This is a genomic window from Paraburkholderia sp. JPY419 (assembly GCF_050435705.1).
GTDB classification, from domain to species: domain Bacteria; phylum Pseudomonadota; class Gammaproteobacteria; order Burkholderiales; family Burkholderiaceae; genus Paraburkholderia; species Paraburkholderia youngii.
The window spans coordinates 1,082,613-1,096,278 of the sequence record NZ_JBNDKV010000002.1 but is presented as its reverse complement, the minus strand read 5'-3'; the positions used below and the strand labels follow the sequence as shown (position 1 = coordinate 1,096,278).

Genomic DNA, 13,666 nt, shown 5'->3' with positions numbered 1-13,666 from the left:
CATGGCGATCCGGGGACTTCTCTGGCTCGCGGCGCTGTTCGCCGTCGCGGTCTTGCTCGCGGTGGGCGGGCGCTTCGACGCGGGGCAGGTGCTGCTGATCTATCCGCCGTACCGCGTCGACATGTCGCTGAATCTGTTCATCGTCGGGCTGGTGGTGCTGTTCATCCTGCTCTACGCGCTGTTGCGCATCATCCGCAATATCTGGCGCATGCCGCAGCGCGTCGCCGCGTACCGGGCGCGCGCGCGTGTCGCGAAGGCGCACGCGGCGTTGCGCGACGCGATCGGCAACCTGTACGCGGGACGTTTCTCGCGCGCGGAAAAGGCTGCCAAGGACGCGCTCACGAATGGCGACAACAAGGGCGCGGCCGGTTTGATCGCGGCGACCGCCGCGCATCGCATGCATGAGTACGGGCGGCGCGACGAATGGCTCGCGCAGATCGACGAAGCCGAGTGGCAGGACGCGCGCCTGATGGCCACCGCCGACATGCGCGCCGACGGCCGCGACGCCGACGGCGCGCTCCATGCGCTGACCGAGATGCAATCGCAAGGGGCGCGGCGCATCCACGCGCAGCAGATCATGCTGCGCGCGCAGCAGCAATTGAAGAACTGGGGCGAAGTGCTGAAGCTCGTCAAGACGCTGGAGAAGCGCGAGGCGATCCATCCGGCGGTCGCGGTGCGGCTGCGTCAGCTGGCGGCGGAAAATTTGCTGCGCGATCGTCGTCACAACGCTGAGGCGCTGCTCGAATTGTGGCATTCGCTGTCGGCGACCGAGCGTCATTCGCCGCGCCTCGCCGATACCGCCGCCGAACTGCTGGTCGCGCTGAATCGTCCGCAGGAGGCGCGCAAGATCGTCGAGGAAGCGCTTGCGCAGAACTGGGATGCGCGCCTGTTGCGGCGCTATCCGGACACGGCCGGCGGCGATGCGTTGCCGCTGATCCAGAAGGCCGAGGCGTGGCAGAAGGATCGGCCGGAAGACGCGGACCTGATGTTCGCGCTGGGGCGTCTGTGCCTGCATCAGCAGTTGTGGGGCAAGGCGCAGTCGTTCCTCGAACGCGCGCTGAAGCTCGCCGACAACGAGACGCTGAAGATCCGTTCGCATCGCGCGCTCGCGCGTCTGCACGAGCAGCTTGGAGATACCGACAAGGCGAGCGAGCACTATCGCGAGAGTGCGTTGGCGATGAACGTGACGTGAGTTAAGCCTCTTTAGCCGCTACCGGATGGCCGCAGCCTCGTGCTGCGGCCATTTGTTTTTCCGGCGCCGCTGTCCGGCTCGAATCGGCGGGACTGCGCTTTGCTTCACACCTCACCGGATGCGCAACCTGGGAGGTGTTCAAAGTGGCCAGCGACGCTATGACGGTGCAAACCGACACCCGCAGCGGCGACGTCGAGCGCAAGGGCGTCGTCGTCATTACAGGGGCAAGTGCCGGCGTGGGGCGCGCCACCGCGTCCGAGTTCGCGCGGCAGGGCTATGACGTTGGGCTGATCGCGCGCGAGCCGCGACGGCTCGCGCGTGCCGCCGAGGAGATCGCCGCGACCTATGGCGTGCGCGCACTCGCGTTGCCCGCCGACGTCGCCGATGCAGATGCGATCGAGCGCGCCGCGCAGCGCGTGAATCGTGAGCTGGGCGGCATCGACGTGTGGGTCAACGTCGCGATGGCGACCGCGTTTGCGCCGGTGTCCGCGCTCAGTGCGCGCGATGTCGAACGCGGCACGCAGGTGACCTATCTGGGGCAGGTCAACGGCATGATGGCGGCGCTCCCCGTGATGCGCGCGCGCGGGCACGGGACGATCGTCAATGTCGGCTCGGCGCTCGGGTACCGGTCGGTGCCGTTGCAGTCGATCTATTGCGGCGCGAAGTTCGCTGTGCGCGGCTTTACCGATTCATTGCGTTCCGAGTTGCTGCACGACGGGGTCGATATCCATCTGACGATGGTCGATCTGCCTGCGGTCAATACCCCGCAATTCGACTGGGCGCTCAATCGCACGGGGCGTAGGGCGCGGCCGGTGGCGCCGGTATTTCAGCCGGAAGTGGCGGCGCGGGCGATCTACTTTGCGGCCACTCATCGGCGGCGGCAGGTGTGGGTCGGGTGGTCGACGGTCAAGGCGATCCTCGCGAACCGGATCGCGCCGACGCTGCTCGACCACTATCTCGCGCGTGCGGGTTACGACGGGCAACTGACCGATGAACCGTTGCCCGCCGATGCGCCCGCGAATCTCTACGAGCCGGTGCCCGGCCACTACACCGCGCATGGCCGCTTTGACGATGAAGCGCGCGCGTACTGCTGGGAGCTGTTTACCGATCGGCATCGCAACGCGGTGTATGGCGCGGCGGTGCTGGCGCTGGCAGGGGGCGTCGGGTGGCTGCTGAGGCGCAAGCGGCCTTGATACGCAATCGATGTGCCTCCTCCCTGTCGCCGATGAAAGGTCTGGACTATCCTACGAATGACAGGGCGCCCACAATCCGTGGCGCGGCGTCCTCGACTGCGAACATTCCAAAAATGGAAGCGGACAGGCCCGTTCCTCACAAAGAGCAGACCATTGCAAGCAGCGCGCACCGCTGGATGCGCTGGCTGCCGGGACTGACAGTGCTCAAGGCGTACCGCTTGAGCTGGCTGCCGAGCGATCTGACGGCCGGACTGGTACTGACCACGATGCTGGTGCCAGTCGGGATCGCTTACGCGGAGGCATCGGGGGTCCCCGGCGTGTTCGGCCTCTACGCGACGATCGTCCCGTTGCTGGCGTACGCGCTGTTCGGCCCGAGCCGGATTCTCGTGCTCGGCCCCGACTCCGCGCTTGCGGCTCCGATTCTGGCGGTCGTCGTGCAAGTGGCGGCGGGCGACCCGTCGCGCGCGATTGCGGCGGCCAGCATGATGGCGATCGTGTCCGGGGTGTTCTGTATCGTGATGGGCTTGCTGCGGCTGGGATTCATCACAGAATTGCTGTCTAAGCCGATTCGATACGGCTATATGAACGGCATCGCGCTCGCCGTGCTGATCAGTCAGTTACCCAAATTGTTTGCCATTTCGATCGAAGAGCGCGGGCCATTGCGGGACATCGTGAGCCTCGTGCAGGCCATCGCCGATGGCAAATCCAACTGGTACAGCTTCGCGGTGGGCGCGGGAAGCCTCGTGCTGATCCTGTTTCTCAAGCGCTTCGAGAAGTTGCCGGGCATTCTTATCGCCGTGATCGTCGCGACGTTGTGCGTGACCGCATTGCACCTCGATAGCGTCGGCGTGAGAGTGCTCGGCAAGATCCCTCAAGGCCTGCCGACCTTTGCGCTACCGTGGCTCACCGATGCCGATCTGGTGAAGATACTGCTCGGCGGCTGCGCGGTCGCGCTGATTTCGTTCGCGGATACCAGCGTACTGTCGCGGACTTTCGCGGCACGTTTTCGCAGCCGCGTCGACCCCAATCAGGAGATGGTCGGGCTCGGCGTGGCCAATCTCGCGGCGGGCCTGTTCCACGGTTTCCCGATCAGCAGCAGTTCGTCGCGCACGCCGGTCGCCGAGGCGGCGGGCGCGAAGACGCAACTGACGGGCGTCGTCGGCGCGCTGGCGGTCGCGGCGCTGCTGCTGGTCGCGCCCAACCTGATGCACTACCTGCCCAACAGCGCGCTCGCCGCGGTTGTCATCGCGGCGGCGATCGGCCTGTTCGAGATCACGGACCTGAAGCGGATTTTCCGCATCCAGCAATGGGAGTTCTGGCTGTCGATGGCCTGCTTTGCCGGCGTCGCGGTGTTCGGCGCGATTCCAGGCATCGGCTTCGCGGTGGTGATCGCGATCATCGAGTTTCTGTGGGACGGCTGGCGACCACACTACGCGGTGCTCGGTCGCGTCGAGGGTTTGCGCGGCTATCACGACCTGGAGCGTTATCCGCACGCGGAGCGAATCCCCGGACTCGTGCTGTTTCGCTGGGATGCACCGCTGTTCTTTGCGAATGCCGAGCAGTTTCAGGAGCGCCTGCTCGAAGCCGTCGCCGACTCGCCGGCACCCGTCAAGCGCGTGGTGGTGGCGGCCGAACCGGTGACGAGCGTGGACGTCACCTCGGCCGACATGCTGCGGGAGCTGACGCGCTCGCTCGACGAGCGCGGGATTGCACTGCACTTTGCGGAGATGAAAGATCCGGTTCGCGACAAGCTCAGGCGCTTCGAGTTGACCGATCTGATCGGCGATGCGCGCTTTCATCCTACGGTCAGTAGTGCGGTTGATAACTATGTCGAGACGGTTGGGGAGGGATAGTTTTCGGAGCTGAGGCTAGATCCACAGGAGAACGGGTTTGCGCCTGGCGTTTGCTTTTGAAATGGCTGTGAAAACGGTTTGGGACCGCGCCAGTTCACTCCTGTTCTTGGTCATCCCGCGACGCCCTTTGCCACCATCTGTTCGCGACGGATTCTGTTCACGGTGGCGCGGTCGCAGCGCGGAATAGTCACGATCAAGATGAACGTCCATCAGGACCGGCGTTTTGGATTCGTCGGGCGCCGGGTCCTTTGGGTCGGGGTCCCCGAAAGCAAACTCGACGTCCACCGGAAATCGGCTGGTTGGCAGGTCTGAGGCACGATAGCGATAGTGATGCAGACGAACCTGCGGCGGTACTGTTCCCATATCGTTGCCGGGCCGCCGCTCGCCATTGCCGTCGATCCAGTAACCGATATCGACCTGGAGGAGATCTTCCAGTGTCGAGCGGTTAACGTCGGTCAATAGTGGACTGAAGCGGATCGTGAAGTGCATCGCGACTTGCTTCCCTTTTGCGCGGTCGGCGGAGGGGTCGAGCGGATCGGGTATCGCAACTACGATGATTTGCGTATCCGGCAAGACCCGATTCAAGAAGGAATACTCCGTAACACCCACCACACCGCGCTCAGGCCGCGCCGCGAGAATGCGGCCGAATATCGTATGTGCGGGATCGAAGGGCTGGTCGTCCCGCAGGATCGCCATTGCCGTGGTCAATATTCTGAAGGCCATGTTGCGCTGCTCGTCGGTCACAGTGTCCCTCGTCTCAGTTTCTGGCGCTGACGGTCCTGTGGGCGTCGACGTACTGGGCTGTGCAGGTACTGAGTTTGCGAACGTGAGGATCATCAGGATTCTGCCAATCGGTCTTGACCACCTCCGCGCAAGCGTCGGCATCTTCTTCATGAAGTTGGCTCCTATAGTTAGCTTCGAATTGCGCCATCTTTTGTGCTGTTTCCGCAGACGTTCAACAGGCCACTCAAGACGGGTTCTGTCCATGGCGTCGCGGTTTCAGCGCGGAATAGTCACGATTCAGGAGAACGTCCATCAGGACCGGTGTTTTCGGTTCGTCAGGCGCCGGATTGTTTGGGTCTGGGTCGCCGAAAGCTAATTCGACATTCACCGGATACCGGCTCGTCGGCAGATTCGAAGCACGATAGCGATAGCTATGCAGCCGAATCTGTGGCGGAGCCGTGCCCATATCATTGCCGGGCCGCGGCTCGCCATTGCCGTCGACCCAGTAACCGATATCGACCTGCAGGAGATCTTCCAGTGTCGAGCGGTTAATGTCGGTCAATAGTGGACTGAAGCGGATCGTGAAGTGCGCCGCGACTTTCTTCACTTTTGTGCGGTCGGCGAAGGGGTCGAGCGGATCGGGTACCGCTAAGACAATGATTTGCGTCCGCGGGAAGGCCGGATTCACGAAGGAATACTCTGTACCGCCTCCTTTGCCGCGCAGAGGGTCAGCCGCAAGAAGTCGGCCGAATATCGTATGTGCGGGATCGAAGGGCTGGTCGTCCCGCAGGATCGCCATTGCAGTGGTCAATATCCTGAAGGCCACGTCGCGCTGGGCGTCAGTCACAGTCTGTCTCATCTCAGCTCCTGCCCCCGACAGTGCTGAGGGCGTCGGCGTACTGAGCTGGGCAGGTACCGGGATTGCGAGCGAGAGGATCACGAGGATTCTGCCAGTACGCCTGGACCACCTCCGCGCAAGCGTCGGCACCTTCTTCATGAAGTTGGCTCCTATAGCCGGTTTCGAATTGCGCCATTTTTTGTGTGGGAGCAGAAACGTTTAGCAGGTCACACCAAGACGGCCTCTAATCATGATGTCGCGGGCGCAGCGCGGAATAGTCACGATCAAGGTGCACGTCCATCAGGACCGGCGTTTTGGATTCGTCAGGCGTCGGATCGTTTGGATCTGGGTCGCCGAAAGTAAATTCGACGTCCACTGGGAACCGGCTCGTTGGCAGAGTCGAAGCGCGATAGCGATAGTGATGCAGACGAACCTGCGGCGGCACCGTGCCCATATCATTGCCCGGGCGCCGCTCGCCGTTGCCGTCGATCCAGTAGCCGATATCGACCTGGAGGAGATCTTCCAGCGTCGAGCGGCTAATGTCTCTCAATAGCGGACTGAAGCGGACTGTGAAGTGGGTCACGACTTGCGTGACTTTCGTTCGATCGGCAGAGGGGGAGGCAGGATCCGGCGCCACAAATAGAATAATTTGCGTCCGCGGGAAAGCCGGATTCACGAAGGAATACTCCGTAGCACCTACTTGACCACGCAGAGAATCAGCCGCAAGAATCTGGCCGAATATCGTGTGCGCGGGATCGAAGGGCTGGTCGTCCCGCAGGATCGCCATTGCGGTGGTCAATATCCTGAAGGCCATGTCGCGCTGGGCGTCGGTCACAGTCGGTCTCATCTCAGCTCCTGGCCCCGACGATCCTGAGGGCGTCGGCGTACTGAGCTGTGCATGTACCGGGATTGCGAACGAGAGGATCATCAGGATTGCGCCAGTAGGCCTGAACCACTTCCGCGCAGGCGTAGGCATCTTCTTCACGAAGTTGGCTCCTGTAGCCGGTTTCGAATTGCGCCATTTTTTGAGCTGTTTCAGCAGAGACATTCATCAGGTCACTCAAGAAGGGCTCTGTCCATGGTGTCGCGGTTTCAGCGCGGAATAGTCACGATTCAGGAGAACGTCCATTAGGACCGGCGTTTTGGGTTCATCAGGCGCCGGATTGTTTGGGTCTGGGTCTCCGAAAGCCAGATCTACATCCACCGGGAACCGGCTCGTCGGCAGATTCGAAGCACGATAGCGATAGCCATGCAGACGGACCTGCGGCGGCAACACTCCCATATCATTGCCGGACCGCCGGATGCCGTCCCCATCGATCCAGTAGCCGATATCGAGAGGAAAGAGGTCTTCCAGCGTCGAGCGGCTAATGTCTGTCAATAGCGGACTGAAACGGATCGTGAAGTCGGTGACGACTTGCTTGACTTTCGTGCGGTCGGCGGAGGGGTCGAGCGGATCGGGTATCGCAACTACGATGATTTGCGTCTCCGGCAAAACCGGATTCACGAAGGAATACTCCGTAACACCTACTACACCGCGCTCAGGCCGCGCCGCAAGAATTTGGCCGAATATCGTGTGCGCGGGATCGAAGGGCTGGTCGTCCCGCAGGATCGCCATTGCGGTGGTCAATATCCTGAAGGCCATGTCGCGCTGGGCGTCGGTCACAGTCGGTCTCATCTCAGCTCCTGGCCCCGACGATCCTGAGGGCGTCGGCGTACTGAGCTGTGCATGTACCGGGATTGCGAACGAGAGGATCATCAGGATTGCGCCAGTAGGCCTGAACCACTTCCGCGCAGGCGTAGGCATCTTCTTCATGAAGTTGGCTCCTGTAGCCGGTTTCGAATTGCGCCATTTTTTGTGCTGTTTCAGCAGAGACATAAAGCAGCTCACATACTTTCCTGACGGCAAGCGGGAGATCTCGTCTGACGTACTCCCAGCCCGGCTTGTCCTGCAGGTAGGAAATCAGCCAGAAGTAGTGGAAGACAAGCATCCTGTGCAGACCGATGTGAACGCGATGGTCGTCAGGTAAGGGCGTGTTGCCGGCGGATGTAAATGCGCTCTTGCGTATTGCCGATGAATACACCTTCTGAATATTCGGCAGGTCCCTATAGTCGTCTGGATAGTGCTGTAGTAGTGAAAGCATCCAGAAGTACTGCTGGCAGTGGCGAGACTCGTGATACAGCGTATCGGCAAATGCCCTGAGACGGTTATCCAGGGAGGCCGGCCGGTTCTTGTATTCGAGGATGCGCGCGATCTCATTCTCGTTGACAGCGATATGCCAGTATTTTCCGATGAACGCGGCGCTGACATCCTGTCGCAGGCCGTATTGCGTTTCCCGCTGTGGATCGACAATTACAAGCTTTGGCATGGCACCGCCATTTTCCGGGTTGACGACATCGCGTCGTGGCAATCCAAAGGGTCCAGCGCCAAGCGCCTCTTCCAATATCGGCATGACCGTGTCTTGAATCATGTCTTTCGAATCGGCAGTCAACGGCCAAGCCACCCCGCCCCAATCGATCCCCTGCAACGCAGCCTTAATCGCAGCCGCATAAGCCTTGGTCACCGGGTACTCGACACCCTTGCGCATCGACATACCGGCGGGCGTGTCACCCTCGGTCGCACCGTTGACGAAGTGATAAGACCGCAGCCCGAAGTTCATCGGATCGCACGAGACGAATTCGGGTCGTTTATCTTCCGTCGTCGCGCTCTCGTTCGGAGAGGCCACGGCCTTTCCTGCGACCGTGGCACTGCGTTTCTCGGCATTGGGTACAGCGCCAGTGAATGACTCATTCGCCGCTCTGATCACTGCGCCTCTGCTAAGCGCAATCACTTTGTCCGGCTCGCTCGCGGCAAGCAGTTCGACCGTCGCGAACGCAAGCATATTGCTGGTGACGAGGCTCGTTTCGCCAAGCGCGTTGGTCACACCCTGAATCAGCCGACCATCGTCGAGCGTGATCCGGTACGGCTGGTTCGGCAGCGCAAAGCCGGAATCGTGTTCGATCAGCACATGATGCGCCGCCAGCCTGCCGGGACTCTCTGGCGTGACAGGCAGACTGACAGGCCGTGCCGCTGGCCCCTCGGTCCGATGACCGCTCGCATGGACCCGATGCTCCCCACCCGTATAGACCTTGTACCCATCCGAATTGATGACCACCTTCGTGTTACCCGCATGCAAGACGATTTCCTTGCTGGCCATCAGATTGATCGAATCGGTTCTACTGATGATACTGACGACACGTTGCGCGATGACCTCGACGTCGTCGCTTTGCGCGTCGATCTGCACCTTGCCCGATGCGGCCTTGAGCCGGATGCCGAGATGTTGCGCAAACACCCGCACGCCGTTGAGCGCCGACGCCAGCAGCGATTTCACAGCCGCGACGCTGACGTGTCCGCCCGCGCTGAGCGCGATATGTTCGGCACTCGCCACGTGCGTGCTTTGCGCTGCCGTGAGACCGAGACCCGCCGCGCTGGCCAGCACCAGCTCGGGCTGGGTCAGTTGCGGAAAGGGAAGCTCCGCGCTTGCCCTGCCGCCGCGAATCGCGTCGTTCTGCGCCTTGATGGCCTGCGCGACTTCGCTTTGACTGGTCTGCTGTTCCTGTGCCTCGTACCGCCGCGCGAGACTCGCGAGGTTCTCGTGGCTGTCGCGCGCCTGAGTTAGGCGCGCCACGGTCTCACCGGCATCCTTTGCCGGGGTACTAGCGCCGTGACGTGCCTCGGTGGTGATCAGCATGCCTCGGTTGGCTCGCGCGACACCCCATGCGTTCGTCGCCAGTTCCCAGCCTTCACCGCGTGCCTGTTGCCGGCCTGCGTCGCGCACGACATGCGTGTTGTAGCCCAGCACGAGGCGCGACTGGGCGTGGTCGCTGGCGATCTGTGCCTGCAGTTGGCCCGGCGTGTCATCCAGTACGACGTGATTGGTCTGGCTCGCACAGCCGGGCTTGAGCTCGCTGCTAAGGATGCCCGAGAGCGCCTGGTTGTCGGGTAGCCTCCAGGGCGGCTGATTCTGGCCGTTGACCATCCGGTCCGACACGTAAGGCTTGTCCGGGTCGCCTTCGTGATAACTGACCGTGACCTCCTGACCGATGCGCGGAGGATAGATCGCACCGAAGCCATTGCCTTGCCACGGCGACGACACCCGCACCCAGCAACTGGCGCTGTCGTTCTTCGGGGCAAGCCGCTCCCACGCAAAGCGCACCTTCACGCGTGCATATCCATCGACCCATATCGGCTGATCCTCGGGGCCGACCACGATTGCCGTTTCCGCCGCGCAACGCGGCTTTTTCTTCGGACGGTTTTTGAAGAACGTATTGGCGGGTTGGAGCACGAAGTCGGTCGCGCACTGGCGCAGCGCATCGTTCGTGTCCGCGCCGGGTGACTGCGTGTTCTGCGGTGCATTACGGATATCGAGGGTCGTCGATACGACCAGGTACTCGGCGTTGACTTCCCGCAGCGGATGGTTGTCGAGCCAGAATGTTTTCCCGGTTGTCAGGCCGCGCAGATTCCCTTGACCCTTGAGCCGCAGACGATGGCCGCGCATTGCATCGACACGCACGCTCGCGAGGTGCCCGGCTTCATCGCGGAAGTCGCTCCGCTCACCTGACAGTCCCGTCGCACCCGCAAGCGGCTGCGAGTAGTCGCCCCAACCGTATTGCTCGATGTTGTCGTGGGCCTGCTCACTGTGGCTCTCGTACTCGCCCTCGAAGCGCGCGCCGGGGCGCGTGTAGTCGTAATCGATCAGGCTGACCTTGCCTGGCGTGATCTGATGCGATACCTCGAGCTTGTGAACGTGCTCCTCGTCGACGTGCCTGCTGTCGGGCGCATGGTAGCGCAGCGTGTCGTATGCGTTGTCGTGTCGCTTGTGCGAGCCGGGCGAATCGCACAGTACCAGCGTCATTCCGTCGAACAGGTAGTAGATTCCCCATTCTCTCCAGATCCGCGTGAGGAAATCGAAGTCGGATTCCCACATCTGCCGGATATAGTCCCGCTTCGGGTAGCCGTTGCGCAGGCCGGGCGCGCCGAGTTCCATCACGACCGGAAAGTGATATCGCTCCTTGAGTACCCGGTCAGTGATGTCCACCACGCTGGCGTCCTGGAAGATCCTGCTGTCGCAGTTCTTCGTGGCCAGCCACAGCCAGGGACGGACGACGAGGCGGTAATAGGCGCGCCGTTCATCGGTACCCATCTGTTTGATGCCTGTGATGAGGCCCGACATCGTGCGGCGGCCGGCGCTCGCGTGTGCCACGTCGCCGCGTACCAACCCATGACGACCGAACAATCCGTTGCCGTCGAAAGCGATCGAAATGTCGATGACCTTGCCGATCAGGCGATCAGGCACGACGAGTTCCTGTGCTTGCCACACTCCGAGCGTCGGACTTTCGATCGTCGCGACATCGAGCGTGTATCGATAAAGCTTGCCCAGGGTTTCGGCGCCGCGCAGACGGAGCGGCACCAGCAAAGGCGCATTGCCCCATGTGGGTAGTGCGTCAGAGGAAAGGCCCAGGATGTGTTCACGCGGGTGAGCAAGTTCTCGCAATTGGCACGCTCACGATGCAGTCAGAATCGCGCCGCAGCCCGTGCTATTGCCTGCGAGCCGGATCATTGGCTGGCCGTTGCCGTTCGTCATCGTCGTTCCTTGTCATGTGCGAACGACAAGTATCGGGACGGAGATGACCCGCGGCGATCGGAATTGGATGAATTTTTAGCGTGATTAGGCAATAAATTTGATTCGTCGGGCGAAGGACTCTTCATGACGATCGACATCGCAGGACAAGCGACGCGATTCCTACAATTGAATTCATTGCGCCACGCAAAACGAACTGAATGCCGAGGACGCCGCAACGCTGATCAAATACGGCGTGCTTTGCGTCGCCGAAGGCGCCAACATGCCGTCGACCAACGACGCGGCCAGGTGCTTCGAAAGCAACGACGTTCTGTACGTCCCTGGCAAGGCCAGCAACGCCGGCGGTGTCGCCACGTCGGGTCTGGAAATGAGTCAGAACGCTATGCGCATCTTCTGGCCGCGCGAAGAAGTCGATGCACGTCTGCACGACATCATGCGCAGCATTCACGAAGTCTGCCTGCGACATGGCCGTCGCGACGACGGTTCGGTCAGCTTTGTGAACGGAGCGAATATCGCCGGCTTTGTGAGGGTCGCCGACGCAATGCTGGCACAAGGCGTGATCTGAGCGACGGGTGGGATGCCAGCGCAATTGCTTGCCCCCGCGCCTACCCAACGTGTTGGGGCACGCGGGGGTAGAGCGCGCGTCGTCAGCGAACGAAGCGCGCCCTTCGCTCAGAAGAATCCAAGCGCCTCCGCCTGATAGCTGACGAGCAGACACTTCGTCTGCTGATAATTCGACAACGCCATCTTGTGCGTTTCGCGCCCGATCCCCGACTGCTTATAGCCACCGAATGCCGCGTGCGCCGGATACAGGTGATAGCAGTTGGTCCACACGCGTCCCGCCTCGATCTCGCGTCCCATCTTGTAAGCGCGCGTCCCATCGCGCGTCCATACGCCCGCGCCCAGGCCATAGTACGTGTCGTTCGCGAGTTCGATCGCTTGCTGTTCGTCCTTGAACGTCATCACCGAAGCGACCGGCCCGAAGATTTCCTCCTGGAACACGCGCATATCGTTGTTGCCGAACAGCATCGTCGGCTTCACGTAGAAGCCCTCGCCGAGACCGGCGCCGGGCGTCGCGCGCTCGCCACCGACGAGGCACCGCGCCCCTTCGTCCCGGCCGATGTCGATATACGACAGGATCTTGTCGAGCTGCTGCTGTGATGCCTGCGCGCCGATCATCGTTTCGACGTTCAGCGGATGGCCGGCCTTGATGCGTTCCACACGGGCGATCGCCTTCTCGATGAAGCGCTCGTAAATCGACTCCTGAACCAGCACGCGCGATGGGCACGTGCAAACCTCGCCCTGATTCAACGCGAACATCGCGAGACCTTCGAGCGCCTTGTCGAGGAATGCGTCGTCGCGATCGAGCACGTCGGCGAAGAAGATGTTCGGGCTCTTGCCGCCGAGTTCGACCGTCGACGGAATCAGGTTGTCCGCGGCTGCGTGCAGAATGCGCCTGCCGACCGGCGTCGAGCCGGTGAACGCGATCTTCGCGATGCGCTTGCTGGTGGCGAGCGCTTCGCCCGCTTCCCTGCCGAAGCCGTTGACGATGTTGATGACCCCGGCAGGCAATAGATCGCCGATCAGTTCGATCAGCACGAGTACCGAAGCCGGCGTCTGCTCGGCGGGTTTCATCACGATGCAGCAGCCGGCCGCGAGGGCGGGCGCGAGCTTCCATGCGGCCATCAGCAGCGGGAAATTCCACGGGATGATCTGGCCCACCACGCCAGCCGGCTCGTGAAAGTGATAAGCGACCGTGTTGTCGTCGATCTCGGAGATGCCGCCTTCCTGCGCGCGGACGCAGCCCGCGAAATAGCGGAAATGATCGACGGCGAGCGGAAGGTCCGCGGCCATGGTTTCGCGCAGCGGCTTGCCGTTATCGATTGTCTCCGCGACCGCGAGCCGCTTCAGGTTCTTTTCCATGCGCTCGGCCACCGCGAGCAGCAGGTTCGCGCGCTCCGTCACCGACGTCTTCGCCCATTTGCGGCGCGCCGCGTGCGCGGCGTCGATCGCGAGGTCGATGTCCGCGGCGCTCGAGCGAGGCACGCGGCAAAACGGCTGCCCGTTGATCGGCGACACGTTGTCGAAATAGTCGCCGCCGACCGGTGGCACCCAGTTGCCGCCGATGTAGTTTTCATAACGCTGGCGATAGGGATACTCGATGTCGATGCCAAGAGCTTTCAGGTCAAATGGATTCATCACTTGTCTCCGTTTTGTGATGGTGATCGGGTGACTGCGCGGGACCACAT

General features: G+C 62.0%; 10 protein-coding genes and 1 pseudogene. 4 read left to right on the top strand and 7 right to left on the bottom strand.

Translation table 11 applies throughout. From position 1 onward, the window contains the following. Window position 1: 1 nt before the first annotated feature. The 3 genes from QFZ91_RS11195 to QFZ91_RS11185 all read left to right on the top strand — a co-directional run bounded on the left by QFZ91_RS11195 (window position 2) and on the right by QFZ91_RS11185 (window position 4,238). On the top strand, window positions 2-1,192 hold the full coding sequence (locus tag QFZ91_RS11195; RefSeq protein ID WP_429567271.1) for a heme biosynthesis protein HemY: 1,191 nt from the start codon (window positions 2-4) through the stop codon (window positions 1,190-1,192). A 158-nt stretch (window positions 1,193-1,350) separates the two neighbouring features. Beyond that, entirely contained in the window at window positions 1,351-2,385 is a 1,035-nt protein-coding gene (locus QFZ91_RS11190) for an SDR family oxidoreductase (RefSeq protein WP_429568627.1), read from the top strand. A gap of 113 nt (window positions 2,386-2,498) precedes the next feature. Continuing rightward, a complete protein-coding gene (locus QFZ91_RS11185; RefSeq protein ID WP_429567270.1) occupies window positions 2,499-4,238 on the top strand; it encodes a SulP family inorganic anion transporter in 1,740 nt (579 codons plus the stop codon). A gap of 15 nt (window positions 4,239-4,253) precedes the next feature. On the opposite strand, the gene QFZ91_RS11180 is transcribed toward QFZ91_RS11185, so the two are convergent. From QFZ91_RS11180 to QFZ91_RS11155, 6 genes are all read right to left on the bottom strand, one after another. Beyond that, window positions 4,254-4,982 (bottom strand): hypothetical protein, encoded by a 729-nt coding sequence (locus QFZ91_RS11180; protein ID WP_429567269.1) that lies wholly within the window; start codon window positions 4,980-4,982, stop codon window positions 4,254-4,256. Between the two features lie 223 nt (window positions 4,983-5,205). Then, a complete protein-coding gene (locus QFZ91_RS11175) occupies window positions 5,206-5,820 on the bottom strand; it encodes a hypothetical protein (RefSeq protein ID WP_429567268.1) in 615 nt (204 codons plus the stop codon). A 223-nt stretch (window positions 5,821-6,043) separates the two neighbouring features. After that, window positions 6,044-6,646: a hypothetical protein gene (locus tag QFZ91_RS11170; protein WP_429567267.1), complete on the bottom strand. Its 603-nt coding sequence runs from the start codon at window positions 6,644-6,646 to the stop codon at window positions 6,044-6,046. Window position 6,647: 1 nt separating this feature from the next. Then, window positions 6,648-6,863 (bottom strand): hypothetical protein, encoded by a 216-nt coding sequence (locus tag QFZ91_RS11165; protein WP_429567266.1) that lies wholly within the window; start codon window positions 6,861-6,863, stop codon window positions 6,648-6,650. Next, window positions 6,860-7,474 (bottom strand): hypothetical protein, encoded by a 615-nt coding sequence (locus QFZ91_RS11160; RefSeq protein WP_429567265.1) that lies wholly within the window; start codon window positions 7,472-7,474, stop codon window positions 6,860-6,862. Before QFZ91_RS11160 ends, QFZ91_RS11165 begins: the two co-directional genes overlap by 4 nt. Window position 7,475: 1 nt before the next feature. Then, window positions 7,476-11,246 carry a type VI secretion system Vgr family protein gene (locus QFZ91_RS11155; protein WP_429568626.1) on the bottom strand — a complete coding sequence of 1,257 codons (3,771 nt, stop codon included), beginning with the start codon at window positions 11,244-11,246 and terminating at the stop codon, window positions 7,476-7,478. 349 nt (window positions 11,247-11,595) lie between these two features. Here QFZ91_RS11155 and QFZ91_RS11150 point away from each other — a divergent pair. Next, window positions 11,596-11,982, top strand: a pseudogene (locus QFZ91_RS11150) (NADP-specific glutamate dehydrogenase); the annotation flags it as partial. Between the two features lie 107 nt (window positions 11,983-12,089). Here QFZ91_RS11150 and QFZ91_RS11145 read toward each other — a convergent pair. Continuing rightward, window positions 12,090-13,616 carry an aldehyde dehydrogenase family protein gene (locus tag QFZ91_RS11145; protein ID WP_429567264.1) on the bottom strand — a complete coding sequence of 509 codons (1,527 nt, stop codon included), beginning with the start codon at window positions 13,614-13,616 and terminating at the stop codon, window positions 12,090-12,092. Window positions 13,617-13,666: the final 50 nt, after the last annotated feature.